General features: G+C 53.6%; 23 protein-coding genes. 16 read left to right on the forward strand and 7 right to left on the reverse strand.

Going from position 1 to position 24,713, the window contains the following annotated elements:
• The first annotated feature begins 77 nt into the window (after positions 1–77).
• The 10 genes from tar to FDX22_RS00915 all read left to right on the forward strand — a co-directional run bounded on the left by tar (position 78) and on the right by FDX22_RS00915 (position 11,652).
• Positions 78–1,739, forward strand: coding sequence for a methyl-accepting chemotaxis protein II (gene tar / locus FDX22_RS00870; protein WP_146716584.1), 1,662 nt, complete (start codon positions 78–80; stop codon positions 1,737–1,739).
• Between the two features lie 152 nt (positions 1,740–1,891).
• Positions 1,892–2,764 carry a protein-glutamate O-methyltransferase CheR gene (gene cheR / locus FDX22_RS00875; protein ID WP_117341923.1) on the forward strand — a complete coding sequence of 291 codons (873 nt, stop codon included), beginning with the start codon at positions 1,892–1,894 and terminating at the stop codon, positions 2,762–2,764.
• Complete coding sequence (gene cheB / locus FDX22_RS00880; protein WP_115258787.1) at positions 2,761–3,810, forward strand: protein-glutamate methylesterase/protein glutamine deamidase; 1,050 nt, start codon at positions 2,761–2,763, stop codon at positions 3,808–3,810. The genes cheR and cheB overlap by 4 nt, the downstream gene beginning before the upstream one ends.
• Before the next feature lie 16 nt (positions 3,811–3,826).
• Positions 3,827–4,216 (forward strand): chemotaxis response regulator CheY, encoded by a 390-nt coding sequence (gene cheY, locus FDX22_RS00885; protein WP_045444172.1) that lies wholly within the window; start codon positions 3,827–3,829, stop codon positions 4,214–4,216.
• A gap of 13 nt (positions 4,217–4,229) precedes the next feature.
• The gene (cheZ, locus tag FDX22_RS00890; RefSeq protein WP_096759429.1) at positions 4,230–4,874 is read left to right on the forward strand and encodes a protein phosphatase CheZ; all 645 of its coding nucleotides are present in this window, start codon (positions 4,230–4,232) and stop codon (positions 4,872–4,874) included.
• Between the two features lie 170 nt (positions 4,875–5,044).
• A complete protein-coding gene (gene flhB / locus FDX22_RS00895) occupies positions 5,045–6,196 on the forward strand; it encodes a flagellar biosynthesis protein FlhB (protein WP_115258786.1) in 1,152 nt (383 codons plus the stop codon).
• The gene (gene flhA / locus FDX22_RS00900; RefSeq protein WP_137362884.1) at positions 6,189–8,267 is read left to right on the forward strand and encodes a flagellar biosynthesis protein FlhA; all 2,079 of its coding nucleotides are present in this window, start codon (positions 6,189–6,191) and stop codon (positions 8,265–8,267) included. Before flhB ends, flhA begins: the two co-directional genes overlap by 8 nt.
• Entirely contained in the window at positions 8,267–8,659 is a 393-nt protein-coding gene (flhe, locus tag FDX22_RS00905; RefSeq protein ID WP_115258784.1) for a flagellar protein FlhE, read from the forward strand. Before flhA ends, flhe begins: the two co-directional genes overlap by 1 nt.
• Positions 8,660–8,924: 265 nt before the next feature.
• A complete protein-coding gene (locus tag FDX22_RS00910) occupies positions 8,925–10,508 on the forward strand; it encodes an MFS transporter (protein ID WP_117341925.1) in 1,584 nt (527 codons plus the stop codon).
• Between the two features lie 4 nt (positions 10,509–10,512).
• Entirely contained in the window at positions 10,513–11,652 is a 1,140-nt protein-coding gene (locus tag FDX22_RS00915) for a glycoside hydrolase family 105 protein (protein ID WP_117341926.1), read from the forward strand.
• Here the strand turns inward: FDX22_RS00915 and mrdA are convergent.
• Together mrdA and argS are read right to left on the reverse strand one after the other, a co-directional pair.
• Positions 11,624–13,555, reverse strand: a complete 1,932-nt coding sequence (gene mrdA, locus FDX22_RS00920; RefSeq protein ID WP_146716585.1) for a penicillin-binding protein 2 — start codon at positions 13,553–13,555, stop codon at positions 11,624–11,626. The two genes, FDX22_RS00915 and mrdA, sit on opposite strands and share 29 nt — an antisense overlap.
• 241 nt (positions 13,556–13,796) lie before the next feature.
• Positions 13,797–15,530 (reverse strand): arginine--tRNA ligase, encoded by a 1,734-nt coding sequence (argS, locus tag FDX22_RS00925; protein WP_146716586.1) that lies wholly within the window; start codon positions 15,528–15,530, stop codon positions 13,797–13,799.
• Between the two features lie 238 nt (positions 15,531–15,768).
• On the opposite strand from argS, the gene FDX22_RS00930 reads away from it, so the two are divergent.
• Entirely contained in the window at positions 15,769–16,335 is a 567-nt protein-coding gene (locus tag FDX22_RS00930) for a VOC family protein (RefSeq protein ID WP_135912213.1), read from the forward strand.
• Between the two features lie 2 nt (positions 16,336–16,337).
• Entirely contained in the window at positions 16,338–17,084 is a 747-nt protein-coding gene (gene cutC / locus FDX22_RS00935; protein ID WP_146716587.1) for a copper homeostasis protein CutC, read from the forward strand.
• A 161-nt stretch (positions 17,085–17,245) separates the two neighbouring features.
• On the opposite strand, the gene cmoB is transcribed toward cutC, so the two are convergent.
• Genes cmoB through FDX22_RS00960 form a run of 5 tightly spaced genes read right to left on the reverse strand, consistent with a single transcriptional unit; the run spans position 17,246 to position 20,824 of the window.
• Positions 17,246–18,214 carry a tRNA 5-methoxyuridine(34)/uridine 5-oxyacetic acid(34) synthase CmoB gene (gene cmoB / locus FDX22_RS00940; RefSeq protein ID WP_115258776.1) on the reverse strand — a complete coding sequence of 323 codons (969 nt, stop codon included), beginning with the start codon at positions 18,212–18,214 and terminating at the stop codon, positions 17,246–17,248.
• Positions 18,211–18,954, reverse strand: a complete 744-nt coding sequence (gene cmoA / locus FDX22_RS00945; protein WP_096757441.1) for a carboxy-S-adenosyl-L-methionine synthase CmoA — start codon at positions 18,952–18,954, stop codon at positions 18,211–18,213. The genes cmoB and cmoA overlap by 4 nt, the downstream gene beginning before the upstream one ends.
• Before the next feature lie 40 nt (positions 18,955–18,994).
• A complete protein-coding gene (locus FDX22_RS00950; RefSeq protein WP_146716588.1) occupies positions 18,995–19,390 on the reverse strand; it encodes an MAPEG family protein in 396 nt (131 codons plus the stop codon).
• 52 nt (positions 19,391–19,442) lie between these two features.
• The gene (locus FDX22_RS00955; RefSeq protein WP_146716589.1) at positions 19,443–20,261 is read right to left on the reverse strand and encodes a DUF72 domain-containing protein; all 819 of its coding nucleotides are present in this window, start codon (positions 20,259–20,261) and stop codon (positions 19,443–19,445) included.
• Complete coding sequence (locus FDX22_RS00960; protein ID WP_146716590.1) at positions 20,258–20,824, reverse strand: hydrolase; 567 nt, start codon at positions 20,822–20,824, stop codon at positions 20,258–20,260. The genes FDX22_RS00955 and FDX22_RS00960 overlap by 4 nt, the downstream gene beginning before the upstream one ends.
• Positions 20,825–21,088: 264 nt before the next feature.
• On the opposite strand from FDX22_RS00960, the gene aspS reads away from it, so the two are divergent.
• Genes aspS through ruvC form a run of 4 tightly spaced genes read left to right on the forward strand, consistent with a single transcriptional unit; the run spans position 21,089 to position 24,634 of the window.
• Positions 21,089–22,861 carry an aspartate--tRNA ligase gene (gene aspS, locus FDX22_RS00970; protein WP_096757437.1) on the forward strand — a complete coding sequence of 591 codons (1,773 nt, stop codon included), beginning with the start codon at positions 21,089–21,091 and terminating at the stop codon, positions 22,859–22,861.
• A gap of 1 nt (position 22,862) precedes the next feature.
• A complete protein-coding gene (gene nudB / locus FDX22_RS00975; RefSeq protein ID WP_146716591.1) occupies positions 22,863–23,306 on the forward strand; it encodes a dihydroneopterin triphosphate diphosphatase in 444 nt (147 codons plus the stop codon).
• A gap of 28 nt (positions 23,307–23,334) precedes the next feature.
• A complete protein-coding gene (locus tag FDX22_RS00980; RefSeq protein WP_096757435.1) occupies positions 23,335–24,078 on the forward strand; it encodes a YebC/PmpR family DNA-binding transcriptional regulator in 744 nt (247 codons plus the stop codon).
• A gap of 34 nt (positions 24,079–24,112) precedes the next feature.
• Positions 24,113–24,634 carry a crossover junction endodeoxyribonuclease RuvC gene (ruvC, locus tag FDX22_RS00985; protein WP_045444124.1) on the forward strand — a complete coding sequence of 174 codons (522 nt, stop codon included), beginning with the start codon at positions 24,113–24,115 and terminating at the stop codon, positions 24,632–24,634.
• Positions 24,635–24,713: the final 79 nt, after the last annotated feature.

Consider the following 24,713-nt stretch of genomic DNA (forward strand, 5'->3'; position numbering starts at 1 on the left):
GATTTCCTTTTTGCAAACGTAAAGTTATTCGGGCGGGTGCCGATAATGTTGATAACTCGTTTTCAGGAAGGTGCCTTATGTTTAACCGTATCCGCGTTGTCACAATGCTGATGATGGTGCTGGGGGTTTTCGCACTGCTACAGCTTGTTTCCGGTGGTCTGTTGTTTTCCTCATTGCAGCAGAATCAGCAAAGTTTTGTTATTTCTAACGATTTACGTCAACAGCAAAGTGAACTCACCTCAACATGGGACTTAATGCTGCAAACGCGCATTAACCTGAGCCGATCCTCTGCGCGCATGATGATGGATGCTTCTAACCAACAGAGCAGTGTGAAGAACGATCTGTTGAAGAATGCGAAAGGTACGTTGGCGCAGGCAGAAACGCATTACGCAAAATTCAAAAGCATCACGCCATTACCAGAGATGGCAGAAGCCAGCGGTAACGTTGATGAGAAATATCAGCAGTATCACGCGGCATTAACGGAGCTGGTGCAGTTTCTGGAAACCGGCAACATGGATGGTTTTTTTGCTCAGCCGACCCAGGGTATGCAAAACGCACTGGGTGAGGCGCTCGGGAAATATGCCAGCGTCAGTGAAAAACTCTATCTGCAGGCGTTTGATGAAAGCGCGCGGGATTACCAGTTTGCCCAATGGCAGCTCGGCGTTCTGGCCGTGGTGCTGGTGCTGATCCTGGTGGTGGTGTGGTACGGCATCCGTCATACCTTGCTTAACCCTCTGGCCCGCGTTATTGCCCATATTCGCGAAATAGCCAGTGGCAACTTAACCACGTCATTGACCGTTAGCGGGCGCAATGAAATTGGTGAGTTGGCCAGCACGGTTGATCATATGCAGCGATCGCTTATTGAAACGGTGACCCTGGTGCGCGAAGGTTCCGATGCGATCTATTCCGGTACCAGCGAAATTGCCAGCGGTAATACCGACCTTTCGTCGCGCACCGAGCAGCAGGCTTCTGCGTTGGAAGAGACGGCGGCCAGCATGGAACAACTAACGGCGACGGTGAAGCAAAATGCGGACAACGCGCGTCAGGCTTCGCAACTGGCGAAAAGCGCTTCCGATACCGCACAGCATGGCGGCAAGGTAGTCGATGGCGTGGTAAACACCATGCACGAAATCGCTGATAGCTCGAAGAAAATTGCTGACATCATCAGCGTAATCGACGGTATTGCCTTCCAGACCAATATTCTTGCGCTGAACGCGGCGGTTGAGGCCGCACGCGCCGGTGAACAGGGCCGTGGTTTCGCCGTGGTGGCGGGAGAAGTGCGTAATTTGGCAAGCCGCAGCGCTCAGGCGGCGAAAGAGATCAAAGCCCTGATCGAAGACTCCGTTTCTCGGGTCGATACCGGCTCGGTATTGGTAGAGAGTGCCGGGGAAACCATGAATGACATCGTCAATGCGGTAACCCGTGTCACCGACATCATGGGAGAAATCGCCTCAGCGTCTGACGAACAAAGCCGTGGTATCGACCAGGTTGCGCTCGCCGTATCCGAGATGGATCGTGTGACGCAGCAGAACGCCTCGCTGGTGCAGGAGTCGGCTGCTGCTGCTGCTGCACTCGAAGAACAGGCCAGCCGTCTGACCCAGTCGGTATCGGCTTTCCGCCTGGCTGCACGCCCACTGTCGGCTAAATCTCGCGATGTACGGCCATCTTCAACAGCGGCCCCTGCGTCATACCCGCGCCAGCAAAGTACTGAACCCGATAGCAATTGGGAAACATTTTAACCGGGAGCTAACACCGGATAGTAAGTCGAGCGGGCAGAGTCTCTTTCTGCCTGCATCGTGTTTTTAAGCATGAAGAGCAAACCGTAACACAACACGAATTGGCGCAGCGCAAGCTGTGCCCGTTGTATCCTGAATGTGATTGAGAAGGCGCTATGACATCATCTCTGCCCTCCGGGCAAACGTCATTATTGTTACAGATGACACAGCGCCTCGCGCTGTCTGACGCGCATTTTCGTCGGATATGTCAATTAATCTACCAGCGCGCGGGTATCGTGCTGGCCGACCACAAGCGGGACATGGTGTATAACCGCCTGGTGCGTCGCTTGCGTACCCTGGAGTTGGACGACTTTGGTCGCTATCTCAGCATGCTGGAAGCCAACCAGAACAGCGCTGAGTGGCAGGCGTTTATTAACTCCCTGACCACCAACCTGACCGCTTTTTTCCGCGAAGGACATCATTTTCCGGTGCTGACTGACCACGCGCGTCGATGCAGCGGCGAATACCGTGTCTGGAGCGCCGCGGCCTCTACCGGTGAAGAACCCTACAGTATCGCGATCACGCTGGCAGATACGTTGGGTATGGCACCTGGACGCTGGCGCGTTTTTGCCAGCGATATTGATACCGAAGTGCTGGAAAAAGCCAGAAACGGCATTTACCGCCTCGATGAACTGAAAACGTTGTCGCCACAACAGTTACAGCGTTATTTCATGCGTGGTACCGGACCGCATGAAGGACTGGTGCGTGTGCGTCAGGAACTGGCGAGCCATGTTGAATTCTCCAGCGTGAATTTACTGGATAAAAAATACAACGTGCCCGGCCCGTTCGACGCCATATTTTGTCGTAACGTCATGATCTATTTTGATAAAACGACGCAGCAGGACATTTTGCACCGTTTTGTTCCACTCCTGAAGCCGGATGGGCTGTTGTTTGCCGGTCACTCAGAAAACTTTAGCAACCTCGTGCGCGAGTTTAGCCTGCGCGGACAAACGGTGTATGCGCATGCGCCGGGTAAGGATAAATCATGAGTAAAATCAGGGTTTTGTCGGTCGACGATTCCGCATTGATGCGTCAAATCATGACTGAAATTATTAACAGCCACAGCGATATGGAGATGGTCGCGACGGCACCCGATCCGCTGGTTGCGCGGGATTTGATCAAAAAATTTAATCCTGATGTCCTGACGCTGGATGTGGAAATGCCACGCATGGACGGCCTCGATTTTCTTGAGAAGTTGATGCGTTTACGTCCGATGCCGGTGGTGATGGTCTCTTCTCTGACCGGAAAAGGCTCTGAAGTCACGCTGCGGGCGCTGGAGTTGGGGGCGATTGATTTCGTCACCAAACCGCAACTGGGGATCCGCGAAGGGATGCTGGCCTACAGCGAGATGATTGCCGAGAAAGTGCGTACGGCATCCCGCGCGCGTCTGGCGGCGCATAAACCAATTGCCGCGCCGAAGACGCTGAAAGCGGTGCCGTTGCTCAGTTCTGAAAAACTGATCGCTATTGGCGCGTCGACCGGGGGAACGGAGGCGATACGCCATGTGCTACAGCCGCTACCGCTTTCCAGTCCGGCGGTCATCATCACCCAACATATGCCTCCAGGTTTTACTCGCTCATTTGCCGAGCGCCTGAACAAACTGTGCCAGATCAGCGTGAAAGAGGCGGAAGACGGCGAACGTGTATTGCCGGGACATGCGTATATCGCGCCTGGTGACAAACATATGGAGTTGGCCCGCAGCGGGGCGAACTATGTGATCAAAATTCATGATGGGCCGCCGGTTAACCGGCATCGGCCTTCTGTGGATGTGCTGTTTCATTCGGTGGCAAAACAGGCGGGGCGCAACGCCGTGGGCGTGATCCTCACGGGCATGGGCAACGATGGTGCCGCCGGAATGTTAGCGATGCACCAGGCAGGCGCCTGGACCATTGCGCAAAACGAAGCAAGTTGTGTGGTGTTCGGCATGCCGCGCGAGGCCATCAATATGGGTGGTGTGAGCGAAGTGGTCGATCTTAGCCAGGTAAGCCAGCAGATGCTGGCGAAAATCAGTGCCGGACAGGCAATACGTATTTAATGAGGAGCAGTATTTTATGGCGGATAAAGAGCTGAGATTTCTGGTTGTGGATGACTTTTCCACCATGCGTCGCATCGTGCGCAACCTGTTAAAGGAGCTGGGATTCAACAATGTTGAAGAAGCCGAAGACGGTGTGGATGCCCTGAATAAGCTGCAGGCAGGGGGATTTGGTTTTGTCATTTCTGACTGGAACATGCCAAACATGGACGGACTGGAATTGCTGAAAACCATTCGTGCCGACGGCGGTATGTCTTCTCTGCCGGTGCTGATGGTGACCGCGGAGGCGAAGAAAGAGAACATTATTGCCGCCGCGCAAGCCGGTGCCAGTGGTTACGTGGTGAAGCCTTTCACGGCGGCGACGTTGGAAGAGAAACTCAATAAAATCTTTGAGAAACTGGGCATGTGAGGGTGTGATGATGATGATGCAACCACAAATTAAACCTGTTGATGAACATTCAGCAGGGGATATCATCGCGCGCATCGGTAGTCTGACCCGAATGCTGCGCGACAGCCTGCGTGAACTGGGGCTGGATCAGGCCATTGCTGAAGCGGCGGAAGCGATCCCGGATGCGCGCGATCGTCTGGATTACGTTGTGCAGATGACCGCACAGGCAGCAGAGCGTGCGCTGAACAGCGTTGAAGCCTCGCAGCCACACCAGGACGCAATGGAAAAAGGGGCCAAAACCCTGAGCAAACGCTGGGACGAATGGTTCGAGAATCCGATTGAACTGTCTGATGCCCGTGAACTGGTGACCGACACCCGTCAGTTCCTCGGTGATGTCCCTGGACACACCAGTTTTACCAATGCTCAGCTGCTCGACATTATGATGGCGCAGGATTTCCAGGACCTTACCGGCCAGGTTATCAAGCGCATGATGGACGTTATTCAGGAAATTGAGCGCCAGCTGTTAATGGTGCTGCTGGAGAACATCCCTGAGCAGGGCGCCCGTCCAAAACGTGAAAACGAAAGTTTGCTGAACGGCCCGCAGGTTGATACCTCGAAAGCCGGCGTTGTGGCAAGTCAGGATCAGGTTGACGACCTGCTGGACAGTCTCGGGTTCTGATTCGTGCAGGCCGGATGTAGGGGCAATCGCTTCTCTTCCGGTCTGCATACTCTCTACCGTCTGTAGGGGTTAACGTCATAAACCCCGTCTTTTTTACCGCTTACTCTCGCCATTGCTGTGTCGCGGTTCTGGCATCATTCTCGCCTGTGTCTCTATCCAGGGTCTGATGCGTGGCAGAAGAAAGCGACGACGACAAAACAGAAGCCCCCACACCCCACCGACTTGAAAAAGCGCGGGAAGATGGGCAGATCCCCCGTTCCAAAGAGCTGACCTCACTGCTTATTTTGCTGGTTGGCGTGTGCATTATCTGGATCGGCGGGGAGTCGCTGGCCCGCAGATTGGCGGGTATGCTGTCGGCCGGGCTGCGTTTTGACCACAGTATGGTCAACGACCCTAATCTGATCCTCAGCCAAATCATTCTGCTGATTAAAGACGCCATGATTGCGCTGTTACCGCTGATTACTGGCGTGGTGCTGGTGGCATTGATCTCGCCGGTGATGTTGGGCGGTTTGATCTTCAGCGGTAAATCGCTGCAACCCAAATTTTCGAAGCTGAATCCGCTGCCGGGTATCAAGCGCATGTTTTCTGCGCAAACCGGTGCTGAACTGCTGAAAGCCATCCTGAAATCTACGCTGGTTGGCAGCGTGGCTGGATTCTATCTCTGGCACAAGTGGCCGGAGATGATGCGGTTGATGGCCGAATCGCCGATTACCGCAATGGGCAACGCCCTTGATTTAGTTGGTATGTGTGCGCTGCTGGTGGTACTCGGGGTGATCCCGATGGTGGGGTTTGACGTTTTTTTCCAAATTTACAGCCATGTGAAAAAGCTGCGCATGTCACGCCAGGATATTCGCGATGAATATAAACAAAGCGAAGGTGACCCGCACGTTAAAGGCAAAATTCGCCAGATGCAGCGTGCGGTAGCGCAGCGACGCATGATGGCGGATGTGCCGAAAGCCGACGTCATTGTGACTAACCCCACACACTATTCGGTCGCCTTGCAATATGACGAAAACAAAATGAGTGCGCCACGCGTCGTCGCCAAAGGGGCGGGGCTGGTCGCGTTGCGTATTCGCGAAATTGGCGCGGAACATCGAGTCCCAACCTTAGAAGCACCACCGCTGGCCCGTGCGTTATATCGCCATGCTGAGATTGGTCAGCAAATACCCGGCCAGCTGTATGCTGCCGTCGCAGAAGTGCTGGCGTGGGTATGGCAATTAAAACGCTGGCGTCTGGCGGGCGGCAAGCCGCCACCGCAACCTGGAAACCTTCCGGTGCCTGAAGCACTGGATTTTATGAACGAGAAGAATACTGATGGCTAATCTGGTCGCGATGCTGCGCCTGCCCGGCAACCTGAAATCCACACAATGGCAGATTCTTGCCGGGCCGATCCTCATCCTGCTTATCTTGTCGATGATGGTGCTGCCGCTGCCAGCGTTCATCCTTGATTTACTGTTTACCTTTAATATTGCGTTGTCGATCATGGTGTTGCTGGTGGCGATGTTCACCCAGCGCACGCTCGAATTCGCTGCCTTCCCGACCATTTTGCTGTTCACCACATTATTACGCCTGGCGCTGAACGTTGCCTCGACGCGTATTATTTTGATGGAAGGGCATACCGGTTCGGCGGCGGCGGGGAAGGTGGTTGAAGCGTTTGGTCACTTCCTGGTGGGCGGTAACTTTGCCATCGGTATCGTGGTTTTTGTCATTCTTGTCATTATCAACTTTATGGTTATCACCAAAGGTGCCGGTCGTATTGCCGAAGTTGGCGCACGCTTTGTGCTGGACGGTATGCCCGGTAAACAGATGGCGATTGACGCCGATCTCAATGCCGGACTGATTGGGGAAGATGAAGCCAAAAAACGTCGTTCAGAAGTGACCCAGGAAGCTGATTTTTACGGCTCTATGGACGGTGCGAGTAAATTCGTTCGCGGGGACGCCGTTGCCGGTATTCTGATCATGGTGATTAACGTGGTCGGCGGCCTGCTGGTAGGCGTATTACAACACGGTATGAGTATGGGCAGTGCGGCTGAAAGCTACACCTTGCTGACCATCGGTGACGGTCTGGTCGCCCAAATCCCGGCGCTGGTTATCTCCACCGCGGCGGGCGTTATCGTGACGCGCGTCAGTACCGATCAGGATGTCGGCGAACAGATGGTCACCCAGCTGTTCAGTAACCCCAGCGTGATGGTGCTCAGTGCGGCGGTGCTCGGTTTACTGGGCCTGGTACCAGGCATGCCAAACCTGGTATTTCTGATGTTTACCGCAGCGCTATTGGGGTTGGCCTGGTGGCTGCGCGGTCGCGAGACAAAAGCCCCTGCGGAACCTCAGACGATCAAAATGCCGGAAAATAATGCGGTGGTGGAAGCGACCTGGAACGATGTCCAACTGGAAGACTCGCTGGGAATGGAAGTGGGGTATCGCCTGATCCCAATGGTGGATTTTCAGCAAGATGGCGAGTTGCTGGGACGAATTCGCAGTATTCGTAAGAAATTTGCCCAGGATATGGGCTTCCTGCCGCCGGTGGTGCACATCCGCGACAATATGGATCTGCAGCCTGCGCGCTATCGCATCCTGATGAAAGGGGTAGAAATTGGCAGCGGGGATGCCTATCCGGGACGCTGGCTGGCCATCAACCCTGGTACGGCAGCGGGATCGCTGCCGGGTGAGAAAACGGTTGATCCGGCTTTTGGTCTGGACGCTATCTGGATTGAAAGTGCGCTAAAAGAACAGGCGCAAATCCAGGGCTTCACGGTGGTGGAAGCCAGTACCGTCGTCGCCACGCATCTGAATCACCTGATTGGCCAGTTTGCCGCCGAACTGTTTGGACGTCAGGAGGCGCAACAATTGCTGGACCGCGTGTCGCAGGAAATGCCGAAACTGACTGAGGATCTGGTGCCTGGCGTGGTGACGCTGACCACGCTACATAAAGTGTTGCAGAATTTATTGGATGAAAAAGTGCCGATTCGCGATATGCGCACCATCCTCGAAACGCTGGCTGAACATGCGCCGCTGCAAAACGATCCGCATGAACTCACCGCCGTGGTCCGCGTGGCGTTGGGAAGGGCGATTACCCAGCAATGGTTCCCGGGGAACGACGAAGTTCAGGTTATTGGTCTGGATACGCCACTTGAGCGCTTGCTGCTGCAGGCCTTACAAGGGGGCGGCGGCCTGGAGCCGGGGCTGGCAGACCGACTGTTGGCGCAAACTCAGGAAGCGTTATCGCGCCAGGAAATGTTGGGCGCGCCGCCGGTGCTGTTGGTTAATCATGCATTGAGGCCTCTGCTGGCGCGTTTTTTACGCCGCAGCATACCGCAACTGGTGGTGTTGTCGAACATGGAGCTTTCCGATAACCGCCATATCCGCATGACCGCGACCATCGGAGGTAAATAATGCGTAAGTTTCTGTGGCTGTTATTGTTTCCTCTGGCAGTGCAGGCCGCCGGAGAAGGCGCCTGGCAGGCTAGTGGCATGGGCATTACGTTAAATCACCGCGGGCAGTCTGCCTCGTCTGCGCCTTTGGTTCCCGGCCAGCCCGTCTCGGGGTTGATGACGCTGGTAGCCTGGCGCTATGAGCTGAATGGCCCTACGCCTGCGGGGCTGCGGGTACGTTTATGTTCGCAGTCGCGCTGCGTTGAGCTGGACGGGCAAAGCGGCACCACTCACGGATTTAATAACGTACCTGCCGTGGAGCCGATGCATTTTGTCTGGGAGGTGCCCGGCGGCGGTCGCCTGATCCCGGCCTTACAGGTGCAAAGTAATCAGGTCATCGTCAACTACCGTTAATTCTCTCTTCTTCATCGCAGCTGGCAGATGAAACTGCTGGCTGTCTCGCACTTTTTGACCCGTCACTTTGATTTAAAAGAAACGCTGTTTTATAAAATAGGTGACTTACGTTGCCGGACTCTTTGTGCTGTTGCCATTTCGCGATTATCCCTGGCAGAAATAAAAAGGTTTCCCTTGCGGTTAACTTTTACTGTGGCCGTGTAAGGACGTCCTGCATCGAAGTGAGGATTGCGGGGCCTCCCAATAATGTGCAGGGGTAACGGCAATGAGAACACGTAAAATTGGGTTGGTAAATTATTTTGCCTATGGGGCAGGTGACTTTTTAGGCGCAGGGACCACGGCGCTGACCGCCGCATGGTTGCTCTATTTCTACACCACTTTTTGTGGCCTGACGCCTATTGAGGCGACGTTTATTTTTGCAACGGCCAGGGTGCTGGATGCGGTGGTTAGCCCATTAATGGGCTTTTTAACGGATAATTTTGGATCGACCTGGCTTGGTAAACGCTTTGGCCGACGTAAGTTTTTTATTCTGCTGGGGATTCCCTGTGTCTTTAGCTACTCCCTGATGTGGGTCGGCGACATGGGATTCTGGTACTACCTGCTGACCTACCTGGTGTTTGATGTGGTTTACACCATGATTCTGGTGCCCTATGAAACGCTGGTACCGGAAATGACCGATGATTTTAAACAGAAAACCAAGTTTTCTGGCGCGCGTATTTCTATGGCCCAGATGTCAGCCATACTGGCCTCGTTCTTACCTGGCGTACTGTTGACGCTGTTTGGTAAACACAATCCTGTTTCATTTTTCTATGCCAGCCTGGTGTTTTCGGTGCTGTGCGCGCTGATGCTGACCTTTGTGTGGTTTTTTACCTGGGAACGCCCGCGTGAAGAATGGACCGAAGCGGCACTTCGCGCTGAAGAAGAGAAGAAAAGCCTGACCTTTCGTCAGAGCATGAGTCGTCTTTTCACTGAGCTAAGTTCGACGATGCGCATCCGCATTTTCCGTCAACATTTGGGCATGTATCTTGGTGGTTATATCGCGCAGGACGTGTTCAACGCGGTCTTTACCTACTATGTGGTGTTTGTGTTGATGCAGGAAGCCTCTATGGCGTCGAACCTGCTGGGCACCATGGCTATCTTCCAGTTTATTGCGGTTATCGCCATGATCCCGCTGTGCATTCGCTTTGGACCGGCCCCGTCTTACCGGATGGTGGTGGTGCTGTTTGGCCTGAGTTCTCTCTCTTATGCGGTGTTGTATTACGCCGGGCTGAGTGATGTGTACGCCTTATTGCTGCTGGTTTCCGCCGTTGCGGGCCTGGGACGTGGTGGCATCAATTATGTTCCGTGGAATACCTACACCTATATCGCCGATGTCGACGAGGTGATCACCGGTCAGCGTCGGGAAGGGATCTTTGCCGGCATCATGACTTTAACGCGCAAAGCCTCGCAGGCGGGGGCCGTCATGCTGGTCGGCATTGTTATGCAGTTATCGGGTTTTGTCTCCGGGCAGAGTGAACAACCTGCTGCGGTCAGCCATACCATTCTGTTCATTCTGAGCTGCGGTACGTTGATTGTACTGGCGTTGGGATTCCTGGTGTCTCTGCGTTTCAAACTGAATCTGCAAACACATAGTACCTTGCGTGAAGAGACTGCAAAAATGCGTGAGTCAGGTCGCCCCGTGCCAGAAGGGCTTACTCCTGAAGGACGTGCAACGGTAGAGATGCTGTCAGGCATGCCGTATGAATCACTTTGGGGTAACAACAATATTGGTTACCTGAATCGTAATAAACCTGCTGCGCCATCACTGCAACATGGCTCAGCATTGAATTCGACATTGCACAGAGGTTAAGTAAATGATTGTTTATCCGGTTAAACACAGCCCGTTGTTACGTCAACCTGAACATTTTATTGCCAGAGATGAGTTAAAAACGCTCATCAAGAAGGTGACGCATAATCTGGTCAATATTCATGATGAGAGCGGTGAGTTCTTGCTGCGACTGGACGACGGACGCGTTATTGACACCAAAGGGTGGGCTGGATGGGAGTGGACGCACGGCGTCGGCCTGTACGGGATGTACCAGTATTACCAGCAAACCGGTGATGAAACGATGCGCGATATCATCGATGGCTGGTTTGCCGACCGCTTTGCAGAAGGCGCGACGACTAAAAACGTCAATACCATGGCGCCGTTTCTGACGCTGGCGTATCGCTATGAAGAAACGCGCAATCCGGCGTATCTGCCGTGGCTTGATTCCTGGGCTGAGTGGGCGATGCACGACATGCCGCGTACCGATTTTGGTGGTATGCAGCACATCACGCTGGCGGAAGAGAATCATCAGCAGATGTGGGACGACACGTTGATGATGACGGTGTTACCGCTGGCGAAGATTGGCAAACTGCTCAACCGCCCCGAGTACGTTGAAGAGGCGACGTATCAGTTCCTGTTACATGTGCAAAACCTGATGGATAAAGAAACCGGTCTGTGGTTCCACGGCTGGAGCTATGAGGGAAATCATAACTTTGCCAACGCCCGCTGGGCGCGCGGTAACAGCTGGCTAACTATTGTTATTCCGGAGTTCCTCGAACTGGTCGATTTACCGGAGAATAATGCCGTTCGTCGCTATCTGGTACAGGTACTGAATGCGCAAATTGCGGCCCTGGCGAAGTGTCAGGATGAGAGTGGTCTGTGGCACACGTTGCTGGACGATCCGCATTCTTACCTTGAAGCGTCAGCCACCGCCGGATTTGCTTATGGGATTTTGAAAGCGGTGCGTAAGCGTTATGTCGGGCAGGAATATGCGGCGGTAGCAGAACTCGCCATCAAAGGCATTGTGCAGCATATCTCGCCGGAAGGTGAGCTGCTGCAAACCTCATTTGGTACCGGAATGGGGCACAATCTCGAGTTCTATCGCAACATTCCGCTGACCTCCATGCCTTACGGTCAGGCGATGGCGATGCTGTGTCTCACCGAATACTTGCGTAAGTATTTTTAATATCGGTGTCCGACGGCGCTGTCGGCGTTGTTTGTTGAGTTACCTCTGTTTGTGCGGCGTTGTCCTGCGGCACAAACAGATGATCCATAATTTGTCGCATAACCGGTGCGGCGGTAATGCCGTCGCTGCCGCCGTTTTCCAGAATCAACGCCACGGCGACTTTCGGGTTTTTGTAGGGTGCAAATGCGGTGTAGAACACGTGGTCACGCAGGCGGATGGGGATCATCTTCGCATTGTAAGTCTGGTTTTCTTTCAGGCTGAAAACCTGTGAGGTTCCGCTTTTCGCCGCAATTCCGTAAGGTGCAGTATGGAAAAATTTATAACCTGTCCCGTTCGGCGCATTGGCCATGCCAAACATCGCCTCGCGTACCAGTCCCCAATAGGGCGAGGAGGGAGAGGCAATCTGTGACGGTACCGTGGCGGCATGATAAGGCGTAACAGATTTACCACTCTCTTCAGCCTGCAACAGGTGAGGGGCAATCACTTTCCCGTTGTTAATCAGTGCCACCATTGCTTTTACCATCTGGATTGGCGTGGCAATCCAGTATCCCTGACCGATACCAACCGAAATGGTGTCTCCCTGATACCAGGCTTTTTTATGCACCCGTTGTTTCCAGTCGCGGCTCGGTAACAGCCCGTTGTACTCTTCATCAAGATCAATGCCGGTGGGTTTACCGTAACCAAACTGGCTAAGCATGCTGTTGATTCGGTCAATGCCCATCATATACGCCACCTGATAGAAGAATGTATCAGCGGACTCTTCAATTGCTTTGGTCACGTCCAACATGCCATGACCGGTTTTTTTCCAGTCGCGATAATGTCGCTCAGTGCCGGGCAATGTCCATGTTGGCGCGCCAAAGAAGCTGGTCTGCGGGGTGATAACGCCATTGAGCAATGCTGACATCGCCATGTACGGCTTGACTGTGGAGGCGGGAGGGTACAAACCTTGCGTGACGCGGTTAATCAACGGCAGGTCTTTATCCTGCAGCAGCGTGTTGTAGTCCTGGTAGCTGATACCTTTGACGAACGGATTCGGATCATAGCTGGGGTTAGAGACCATCGCCAGCACCGAGCCATCGTGCGGATCTTCAACCAGTACTGCGGCGCGCTGACCGACCAGCAGGCTCTCTATATATTCCTGTAAGTGTAAATCCAGCGTCAGGTGGATGTCCTTTCCGGCAACAGGCGGTACATCTTTTATCAGGCGTACGATGCGTCCGTGGTTATCGACTTCGACTTCTTGATAACCCGTTTTGCCGTGCAGATCGTTTTCGTAATAGTGTTCGATCCCCTGCTTGCCAATGTTGTGATCGGCGGCGTAGTTTTCTGCCAGCCCCTTTTTATCCAACGCTTTCAGGTCGCTGTCATTGATTTTAGAGACATAGCCGAGCACATGCGCCAACTCTGCGCCATACGGATATTGGCGATCTTCATAGCTGTTGATGGTGACGCCGCTGAAATGAAACTGATTAACCGAGAAACGGGCGATCTCCACGTCGGTCAGCGCATTTTTGAGCACCACCGGGCGATAGCGACTACTGGATTTCAGATCGTGGCGAAACTGGTCAATCTCATCAGGGGTCAGGTCAACAATAGGCGTTAGCTGCTTTAGCAAGGCATCCATATCGTTGATTTTATAAGGAGTGACAGAAATATCGTACCAGGTGACGTTGCGCACCAGCGGGATACCGTTGCGATCGTAAATGATGCCGCGCGTTGGGGCAACCGGCAGCATTTTGATGTCATTGGCATTTGAGCGGGTGGTGTAATACTGATGCTCGCGAATTTGTAAGTTGTAGAGGTTATAAATCAGGATGCCAAAACAGATGACCACCAGGCCAAAGGCCACTATTACCCGTCGCTGAAAGAGTTTCTCTTCCGCCTCAAAATCTCTGAATGTCATGGACCCACACCTGATTAATTCGCCGCCTAATGATACGGAGGTGTAAATGGGATAACAGGTAAAAGATGTTCCATCCCTCTACGGAAATGTGTCATTCCTTGTGAGTTGTAACAAATTACAGTGAACGTAGCCGTTTCTCGTAGGCCTGATGCCGCTTCGCTTATCAGACCTACGGGGGCGATCATTCGGGAAAATAAAAAAGCCCGCGACATAGCGCGGGCTTTCACATCACTCGTGGTGATTACATACGTTCTACGGTTTCGATACCCAGCGTATCCAGACCCAGCTTCAGCGTTTTCGCCGTCAACTGTGCCAGCTTCAGGCGGCTGTTACGAATCTCTTCGCTCTCGGCGCTGAGGATTGGGCAATGTTCGTAGAAACCAGAGAACAAACCGGCAAGATCGTATAGATAGGCGCACATCACGTGCGGTGTACCTTCACGTGCAACGACGGTGAGCGTTTCTTCAAACTGCAGCAGACGCGCCGCCAGTTGGGCTTCACGATCTTCACTGATGATGACCTTCGCGCTGGTCAGCGCACTTTCGTCGATATCTGCCTTACGGAACACGGACAGTACGCGGGTGTAGGCATACTGCATGTACGGTGCGGTATTGCCTTCGAAGGCCAGCATATTATCCCAGTCGAAGATGTAATCCGTGGTACGGTTTTTCGACAGATCTGCATACTTCACGGCGCCGATACCGACCGCATTCGCCAGTTTTTCCAGCTCGTCGGCAGGCATGTCGGGGTTCTTCTCTGCCACCAGACGACGTGCACGCTCCAGCGCTTCATCTAACAGATCGGCCAGTTTAACCGTGCCACCCGCGCGGGTCTTGAACGGTTTACCGTCTTTGCCGAGCATCATGCCGAACATGTGGTGTTCCAGCGGTACGGAATCCGGCACGTAACCGGCTTTACGCACGATGGTCCATGCCTGCATTAAATGCTGATGCTGGCGGGAGTCGATGTAATACAGCACGCGATCGGCATGCAATGTTTCGTAACGGTACTTGGCGCAGGCGATATCAGTGGTGGTGTACAGATAACCGCCATCTTTCTTCTGGATGATAACGCCCATCGGTTCGCCTTCCTTGTTTTTATACTCATCAAGGAATACGACAGTCGCGCCTTCGCTTTCAACGGCCAGGCCTTTGGCTTTGAGATCCGCAACAATGCCTGGCAGCATCGGGTTGTACAGGCTTTCACCCATCACGTCGTCGCGGGTCAGCGTCACGTTCAGACGATCGTAGGTTAACTGGTTCTGGGACATGGTAATGTCGACCAGTTTGCGCCACATTTCGCGGAAGTAAGCATCACCACCCTGCAACTTCACCACGTAGCTACGTGCGCGCTCGGCGAATTCTTCATCTTCGTCGTAATGTTTTTTCGCGTCACGATAGAAACCTTCAAGGTCAGCCAGCGCCATTTCACCCGCGTTTTCCTGCTGCTGCTTTTCCAGCCACGCGATGAGCATACCGAACTGGGTTCCCCAGTCGCCAACGTGGTTTGCACGGATGACTTTATGGCCGAGAAACTCCAGCGTACGGACAGCCGCATCACCGATGATGGTGGAGCGCAGGTGGCCTACGTGCATCTCTTTCGCCACGTTTGGCGCAGAGTAGTCAACAACAACGGTTTGCTTTTCTGGCTGTGCAACGCCCAGACGATCGGAAGCCAGCGCCTGCTGCACGTGCTGCGCCAGGAATGCTGGATCGAGGAAAATATTGATAAAGCCCGGGCCCGCAATTTCAACCTTGCTGGCAATCCCGTTGAGATCCAGATGAGTCAGCACCTGCTCTGCCAGTTGTCGCGGCGCCATACCCAGTTTTTTAGCGACTGCCATCATGCCATTAGCCTGATAATCGCCGAACTGTACTTTTGCTGACTGACGAACCTGAGGTTCGCAATCTGCAGGCGCACCTGCAGCAATCATGGCCTGACGGACTTTTTCTGAGAGAAGAGCCTGAATATTCACCGGAATACCTTACATTTATGAAGCGCTTTACTATACACCGCGCCAGATTAAGAATTTAGGCCGGGAGTATACTGCAAATGCCCGTTGCCGTCAGCATTGTGCGTGCCGCGCGCGGCCTAAAATAGACGCAGTGCAATGACGCATAATCATTCATTTTGTCCCTGAAAAAATCAGCGGTTGGATGGTACTGCGCAACAGAGTAAATTAGCGGCTTTGAACATGGATATGAGCTTTCAATATGGCGAACTGGCAAACCGTTGCAGAACTGCATGATATTTCCGCAGATTTAGGGCATTTCACTCAGGCGTTAACTGAACTTTCCACCCGTCTGGGTTTGAATATTGCTCCGCTTGAAGCCGATCACATCTCTCTGCGCTGTCATCAAAACACCACCGCAGAGCGCTGGCGTCGCGGGTTTGAACAGTGCGGCCAGCTGTTGTCGGAAAATATCATCAATGGCAGACCGATTTGCCTGTTCAAACTGGATGAGCCGGTGTGCGTGGCGCACTGGCAGTTTTCTATTGTGGAGTTGCCGTGGCCGGGTGAAAAACGCTACCCACATGAGGGTTGGGAGCATATTGAGATTGTTCTGCCGGGCGAGCCGGAAACGTTGAATGCGCGAGCGCTGGCGTTACTTTCTGATGAAGGATTGAGTCAGCCGGGTATCTTTGTGAAAACCAGTTCACCACAAGGCGAGCGTGAGCGGTTACCGAACCCGACGCTGGCGGTCAGCGACGGCAGCGTGACTATCAAGTTTCATCCATGGTCAATTGAAACGATTGTGGCAAGCGAGCAACAGGAGTAACCATGGCACTGCTGGAAATCTGCTGTTACAGCATGGAGTGTGCGCTGACGGCACAAAAAAATGGCGCGGATCGTATTGAACTGTGTTCGGCACCCAAAGAAGGGGGCTTAACCCCATCACTGGGTGTATTACGTACCGTTCGTCAGCATATTGATATTCCCGTCTATCCGATTATCCGCCCGCGCGGCGGGGATTTTTGCTATACCGACGGTGAATTCGCGGCCATGCTGGATGATATCGCCATGGTCAGAGATCTCGGATTCTCCGGGCTGGTAACCGGGTTATTAGATGTTGATGGCAACGTCGATATGTCGCGCATGGAAAAAATTATGCGGGCAGCCGGTACGCTAAATGTCACGTTTCATCGGGCCTTTGATATGTGTGCCAACCCCTTAAATGCGCTGAAAAGTTTATCTGATTTGGGTGTCGCCCGAGTGCTGACTTCCGGGCAAAAATCAGATGCTGCGCAAGGTTTAACAAAAATAATGGAACTTATTGCACAGCCCGGTGCTCCAATCATTATGGCCGGAGCGGGGGTTCGCGCTGCGAATTTGTCTCTATTCCTCGACGCCGGTGTGCAGGAAGTCCACAGTTCTGCCGGAGTATGGCTGGCTTCTCCCATGCGTTATCGCAATACGGGGTTGTCGATGTCTTCGGATGCGCAAGCGGATGAATATTCCCGCTATGCGGTAGACGGGGCGGCGGTTGCTGAAATGAAAGCGATTATTGCGCACCATCGGGCCAGCTGATTTTTACCGTTGCATCATGTCGCCCAATATGATGCTTGCTCGTACCAGGCCCCTGCAATTACAGGGGCCTTTTTTTATCCTTTTATGCCTGATGGCGGCGATGCCTTATCAGGCCTACGGGAGTTGTAGGCCCGGTAAGCGTAGCGCCACCGGGCAATCCATCACGGCTTACGCGCAATCAAGACCGCGCGCAGCGGGGCAGGGTACCCTTCTACCGTTTTACTGCTGTCGTTCGGGTCGAGGAAATCAGCCAGCGATTCGGTAATCATCCACTCGGTACGGCGCTGTTCTTCGGTAGTGGTCACACACACGTCGGCAATGCGGACATCGACAAAGCCGCACTTCTCCAGCCAGTTTTTCAACGCCAGTGCAGACGGAATAAAGTAGACGTTGCGCATTTGTGCGTAGCGGTCACCCGGCACCAGCACGGTATTTTCGTCCCCTTCAACCACCAGCGTTTCCAGTACCAGTTCACCGTCTTGTACCAGTTGATCTTTCAACTGCCAGAGATGTTCCAGCGGAGAACGACGGTGATAGAGCACGCCCATTGAGAAAACGGTATCAAACGCGTTCAACGCCGGAAGCTGTTCAATACCCAGCGGCAGCAGATGCGCGCGCTGGTCGTTGCCCAGCAGTTTTCGCACCGCTTCGAACTGACACAGGAATAACTGGGTCGGATCAATCCCAACGGCCAGGTGCGCGCCTGCACCGATCATGCGCCACATGTGATACCCGCTGCCGCAGCCGACATCCAGGATCGTCCGTCCGGTCAGGTCGGATAAATGCGGCAGAACGCGATCCCATTTCCAGTCAGAACGCCATTCGGTGTCGATATTGACGCCATACAGTGAGTATGGCCCTTTACGCCACGGCATCAAATTGCGCATTAACGTATCAATGCGTTTAAGCTGACCGTCGCTGAGCGGCTCTTCGCTTTCAGCGGTGACACTGTGCAGCAAGTCCAGACGGTGCGGTGTCAGTTCAGGCAAAAACTCTACCGCGTTCGACCACTGCTTAAACAGGCCGTGCTGATCGCGCTGCCAGCTCGCAATTTGTGCCGGGAGCGTTTCCAGCCAATGAGAAAGGTGGTTTTTGGCAATCAGCTGATAAAAGTTACCAAAGTCGATCATGCCGCAACCTCAGCTTTTAGTGCCACCAGAGAACCAAAGTTAAAGCACTGGAACCACAGTTCGCTGTGTTCAAAACCAGCCTGATGCAGGCGCGCTTTATGGGTTTCGACCGAGTCGGTCAGCATGACGTTTTCCAGCATGCTGCGCTTTTGGCTGATTTCCAGTTCGCTGTAGCCATTTGCCCGCTTGAAATCGTGGTGCATGTTGAACAACAGCTCACCCACTTTTGCATCTTCGAAACTGAATTTCTCCGACAGCACCAGCGCGCCGCCAGGATTCAGCCCCTGATAAATCTTATCCAACAATGCCTGGCGCTCCGCTGGCTCAAGGAATTGCAGGGTAAAATTCAGCACCACCATTGAGGCGTTTTCAATAGTAATGTTGCGAATATCCCCTTCGACAACCTCGACCGGAATAGGGGCTTTATAGGCGTCAATATGGCGGCGGCAGCGTTCAACCATGGCCGGGGAGTTGTCGACGGCAATAATTTTACAATTGTCATGCTGAATACTGCGACGCACCGAGAGCGTCGCGGCGCCCAATGAACAGCCCAGATCGTAGACCTGCGTGTTGGGTTGCACGAAACGTTCGGCCAGCATACCAATCATCGAAATGATGTTGGAGTAGCCGGGAACGGAACGCTGGATCATATCCGGGAAGACTTCAGCTACCCGTTCATCAAAGGTCCAGTCACCCAGACTGGCGATAGGCGCAGAAAAAAGCGTGTCGCGGTGAGACATAACGTAAAAATCCGGGAAAAATAAAGTGGCGTATTGTGCGCTAATGCAGGGAGAAAACCAACTCCCAGGGCATATACCAGAGATTCGCCAGCACCATTAGCACCAGCGAGCACCAGGTGGCGCTCATGCCGGAACGACGCCAGCGGAACAGACGGTGGTGGAATCCGTAATAATGCATCAGCCGACCGGTAATTAACATCAGCCCGCAAATATGCACCATCCACGTTTCCGCGCCGTTCATTTCCATAAATAACAGCAACACTAATGCGACGGGGATATATTCCACCGCATTACCGTGAATGCGAATCGCACTTTGTAGTTCGCTAAAACCGCCGTCGCCATAAGCCACTCGATACTGCATACGCAGGCGGACAACGTCAAAGGAGAACTTAATCAACAATAACGCACCCAGTACGGCATATAGCGCGCTTACCATACAAACTCCCTTTTAAAATGGCTGCTGGCATTGACTATGATAGGTGGCATTTTCAGAAAAGAGAAGATTGCTGTGGAATAGACGGTGCTGATCCGATCTCTGGCAGAGCGCTGCGTAAATCTGCCCATAGCGTATCTACAAGCTCCGGGGCCTGCGCGATGTCTGGCGTATGTAAAAACAGATAGGGTGTGGTGGTCTGCTTCCAGAGAGACAGTTTGGCCAGCCATACGTTAAATAACGTTCGGTTTTGCTCCATATTATCGCTGCCGATAAAGCGCACCATGGGATTGTTCGCGGTAACCACTGCATGGACCGGAACTTTCGGTTTTTTGCGCTGCGCATCGCGAATCGCTTCACTGTGAGGAACCGCGGCGTGTACCGGCCGACTATCTAAAATTACCCGATTGACCCCTCGCTCGTGTAAGCCGCGATTGAACCATTTCTCGTCTTCACCTTTGGTAAAAAATTCAGGATGGCGAACTTCCACCCCGTAGGTAAACGATGCGGGTAACGCATCGAGAAACGCCCACAGAGCAGGGAGATCGCGAGGAGAAAAGGTGGCGGGTAGCTGCAACCAATATTGCCCGATTCGCGCTTCCAGCGGTGACATGCGGGTGAAAAATTCTTGCACCAAATCATCACAGTTTCGCAATGCAGCTTGATGCGAAATGGTCGCCGGAAACTTAAAGCAGAAGCGAAAGTCATCGGTAGTCTGCGCCTGCCAGCGCGTAACAATCTCGGCTTTTGGCAGCGCGTAGAGTGTGGTATTGCCCTCAACACAGTTAAAGTAGCGGGCATACTCTTCAAGGCTGGTGATCCCCAGGCGCACCCACTTCGGATGCGACCACTGCGGCAGGCCGATATAGATCATAACGCTTGCAGGATCTCGTCCACGCTGCGCACGCGTGCAATGCGCGGGAAGATATGCGTCATGCTGCCCTGATGCTGATCGGCACTGGCTGCGCTACAGGCATTTTCGGCAATCACCAGGTTAAAACCCAGTTCCCAGGCATTACGCGCCGTTGACTCAACGCCGATGTTGGTGGAGATCCCGCATAACACGATAGTGTCAACGCCCCGGCGGCGCAGTTGGAGTTCGAGGTCGGTGCCGTAAAAGGCACCCCACTGGCGTTTGATCACTTCGATGTCACTGGCGTTTTTGCCCAGCGCTGTCGGATAGTCCCACCAGTTTGCAGGGAGTGCTTTAGCCGGTGCCTGGGCATCTACCGGCTGTTTCAGGGCTTCTGCGTAGTCGTCAGACCAGCCAACGCGAACCATCACTACCGGTGAACCGTGAGCTCGGAATTGTGCCGCAAGGCGTGCGGCGCGGGTCACGACATCGCTTGCCAAATGGGGGCCGCCGGCGAAGGGTAAGATCCCTTCCTGTAGGTCAATCACGACAAGGGCGGTGGTTTTAGCGTTCAGTTCCAGCATGGTGACTCCAGTCAAAAAAGAATTCCGTTACACCTTAATCGCGATTGTGTGTGAAAGGGGCGACAATTTTTGTTATTTTTTGTGAGATTACGCAATACCCGCGTAGGAAACACGCGTACAGTCAGTAGCGGACTTATCGTGCGGCAGAATTTCCAGTATAATAGCCGCCTTTTTTCATTCAGTTGTGACATTCAGCTAAAGCTGCGACTTCGTCATCTGCAAGGCAGGTGACAATCCGCCTGCGGCAAAGTTAAGGGATATCTCATGCGTACAGAATATTGCGGACAGCTACGTCTGTCCCACGAGGGGCAGCAGGTGACTCTGTGTGGTTGGGTCAACCGTCGTCGTGATCTTGGTAGCCTGATCTTCATCGATATGCGCGACCGCGAAGGTATCGTGCAGGTATTTTTCGATCCGGACCGTGCGGATGCGTTAAAGCTGGCCTCCGAACTGCGTAATGAGTTCTGCATCCAGGTTACGGGCACCGTGCGTGCGCGTGACGCGAAAAACGTCAACGCCGACATGGCGACCGGCGAAATTGAAGTACTGGCGTCCGATCTGACCATCATCAACCGTTCAGACTCGCTGCCGCTGGACTCTAACCACGTTAACACCGAAGAAGCACGTCTGAAGTATCGCTATCTGGACCTGCGTCGTCCGGAAATGGCGCAGCGTCTGAAAACCCGTGCCAAAATTACCAGCCTGGTGCGTCGTTTTATGGACGATCACGGCTTCCTCGACATCGAAACGCCGATGCTGACCAAAGCGACCCCGGAAGGCGCACGTGACTATCTGGTGCCTTCCCGCGTCCATAAAGGCAAATTCTACGCCCTGCCGCAGTCTCCGCAGCTGTTCAAGCAGTTGCTGATGATGTCTGGCTTTGATCGTTACTATCAGATCGTAAAATGCTTCCGTGACGAAGACTTACGTGCTGACCGTCAACCTGAATTTACCCAGATCGATGTTGAGACCTCCTTCATGACCGCACCGCAGGTGCGCGAAGTGATGGAAGCGTTAGTGCGTAATCTGTGGCTGGAAGTAAAAGGTGTGGATCTGGGTGATTTCCCGATCATGACCTTTGCGGAAGCTGAACGTCGCTACGGCTCGGATAAACCAGACCTGCGTAACCCGATGGAGCTGGTTGACGTTGCTGACCTGCTGAAGTCCGTTGATTTCGCCGTCTTCTCCGGCCCGGCTAACGATGCCAAAGGTCGCGTGGCTGCGCTGCGTGTACCGGGTGGGGCAAGCTTAAGCCGTAAGCAGATCGACGATTACGGTAATTTCATCAAGATCTACGGCGCGAAAGGCCTGGCTTACATTAAGGTCACCGAGCGTGCGAAAGGTCTGGAAGGGGTAACCAGCCCAGTTGCTAAGTTCCTGAATGCCGATATCGTTGATGCGATTCTTGAGCGCACCGGCGCACAAGATGGCGACATGATTTTCTTCGGCGCAGACAACAAGAAAGTGGTTGCTGACTCGATGGGCGCACTGCGTCTGAAACTGGGTAAAGATCTGAGCCTGACCGACGAAACCAAATGGGCGCCGCTGTGGGTTATCGACTTCCCAATGTTTGAAGACGACGGTGAAGGTGGCCTGACCGCGATGCACCATCCGTTTACCGCGCCGAAAGACATGACGGCCGCTGAGCTGAAAGCCGCGCCGGAAGAGGCCGTTGCCAATGCGTACGATATGGTCATCAACGGTTACGAAGTGGGCGGCGGTTCCGTGCGTATCCATAACGGCGACATGCAGCAAACCGTGTTTGGTATTCTGGGTATTAACGAGCAAGAACAGCGTGAGAAGTTCGGGTTCCTGCTGGACGCGCTGAAATACGGTACTCCGCCGCACGCGGGCCTGGCGTTTGGTCTGGATCGTCTGACCATGCTGCTGACCGGTACCGATAACATTCGTGACGTTATTGCCTTCCCGAAAACCACGGCTGCTGCGTGCCTGATGACCGAAGCGCCAAGTTTTGCCAACGACGCTGCCCTGGCGGAACTGAGCATTCAGGTTGTGAAGAAGGCCGAGAATAACTGATATGACATACAAACAGCCTGTCTCGGTGTTAGTCGTGATTTATGCAAAGGACACCGGAAGAGTGCTGATGTTACAGCGACGCGACGATCCTGATTTCTGGCAGTCGGTCACCGGCAGCCTTGAAGAGGGTGAAACCGCGTCGCAAGCCGCCATGCGCGAAGTAAAGGAAGAGATCACCATTGACGTTGCCCGCGAGCAACTGACCTTAATTGACTGTCAGCGCACGGTGGAGTTCGAGATTTTTAGCCATTTACGACATCGCTACGCACCGGGAATCGAACGGAATACGGAATCCTGGTTTTGCCTGGCACTCCCCTCGGAACGAGAGATCGTGTTCACTGAACATCTGACCTATCGTTGGGTTGATGCGGCGGAAGCTGCACAGTTAACCAAATCGTGGAGTAACCGGCAGGCGATTGAAGAATTTGTAATTAACGTCGCCTGAGAAGGCGCGCTTTTTGGAGATATTATTTATGGCAGGTCATAGTAAATGGGCCAACACCAGACACCGTAAAGCAGCGCAGGATTCCAAGCGCGGCAAGATCTTCACCAAAATCATTCGCGAGCTGGTTACGGCCGCTAAGCTTGGTGGTGGCGATCCGGACGCGAACCCGCGCCTGCGTGCGGCTGTCGATAAAGCGCTGTCCAACAACATGACGCGTGACACCCTGAACCGTGCCATCGCGCGCGGTGTGGGCGGTGACGAAGACGCAAACATGGAAACCATCATTTATGAAGGTTACGGTCCTGGCGGGACAGCGGTCATGATTGAATGCCTGTCTGACAACCGTAACCGTACTGTTGCGGAAGTGCGCCATGCGTTCACTAAAACCGGTGGTAACCTGGGCACTGACGGTTCAGTTGCGTACCTGTTTAGCAAAAAAGGTGTTATCTCCTTTGAGCAAGGCGACGAAGACACCATCATGGAAGCCGCGCTGGAAGCCGGTGCTGAAGACGTTGTGACCTATGATGACGGTGCGATTGACGTCTACACCGCATGGGAAGAGATGGGCAAAGTGCGTGATGCACTGGAAGCCGCTGGTCTGAAAGCGGACAGCGCTGAAGTTACGATGATCCCGTCCACCAAAGCGGACATGGATGCAGAAACAGCACCGAAGCTGATGCGTCTGATCGATATGCTGGAAGACTGCGATGACGTGCAGGAAGTTTACCACAACGGCGAAATCTCCGATGAGGTTGCTGCTACGTTAGAATGACGTGGTTGAGCGGTAAAATAACAGGAGATGCGTGATGTCCATTATTCTCGGCATTGACCCGGGCTCGCGCATCACCGGCTATGGCGTGATCCGCCAGGTCGGTCGACAGTTGACCTATCTGGGCAGTGGATGTATTCGTACCAAAGTGGATGATTTGCCGTCGCGCCTGAAGCTAATTTATGCCGGCGTGTCGGAAATCATTACCCAGTTTCAGCCAGACTACTTTGCCATTGAGCAAGTATTTATGGCAAAAAACGCCGATTCGGCGCTTAAGCTGGGGCAGGCGCGCGGCGTGGCGATTGTTGCTGCCGTAAACCAGGACCTTCCGGTGTTTGAATATGCGGCACGTCAGGTGAAGCAAACCGTCGTCGGGATAGGCAGTGCGGAGAAAAGTCAGGTGCAGCACATGGTGCGCACATTGCTAAAACTCCCGGCAAATCCCCAGGCCGATGCCGCGGATGCGCTGGCCATCGCCATTACCCACTGCCACGTCAGTCAGAACGCCATGCAAATGAGCGATACCCGGCTGAATTTAGCGCGTGGTCGACTACGTTAATGACAAATGAGGCTGGATATCTATCCAGCCTTTTTTTATGATAGCGCATTACCTTTTTAGCCCTTAACGCAGGAGCGTC

It is taken from the genome of Citrobacter sp. TBCS-14 (genome assembly GCF_005280805.1).
In the GTDB taxonomy this organism is placed as follows: Bacteria; Pseudomonadota; Gammaproteobacteria; order Enterobacterales; family Enterobacteriaceae; genus Citrobacter; species Citrobacter gillenii.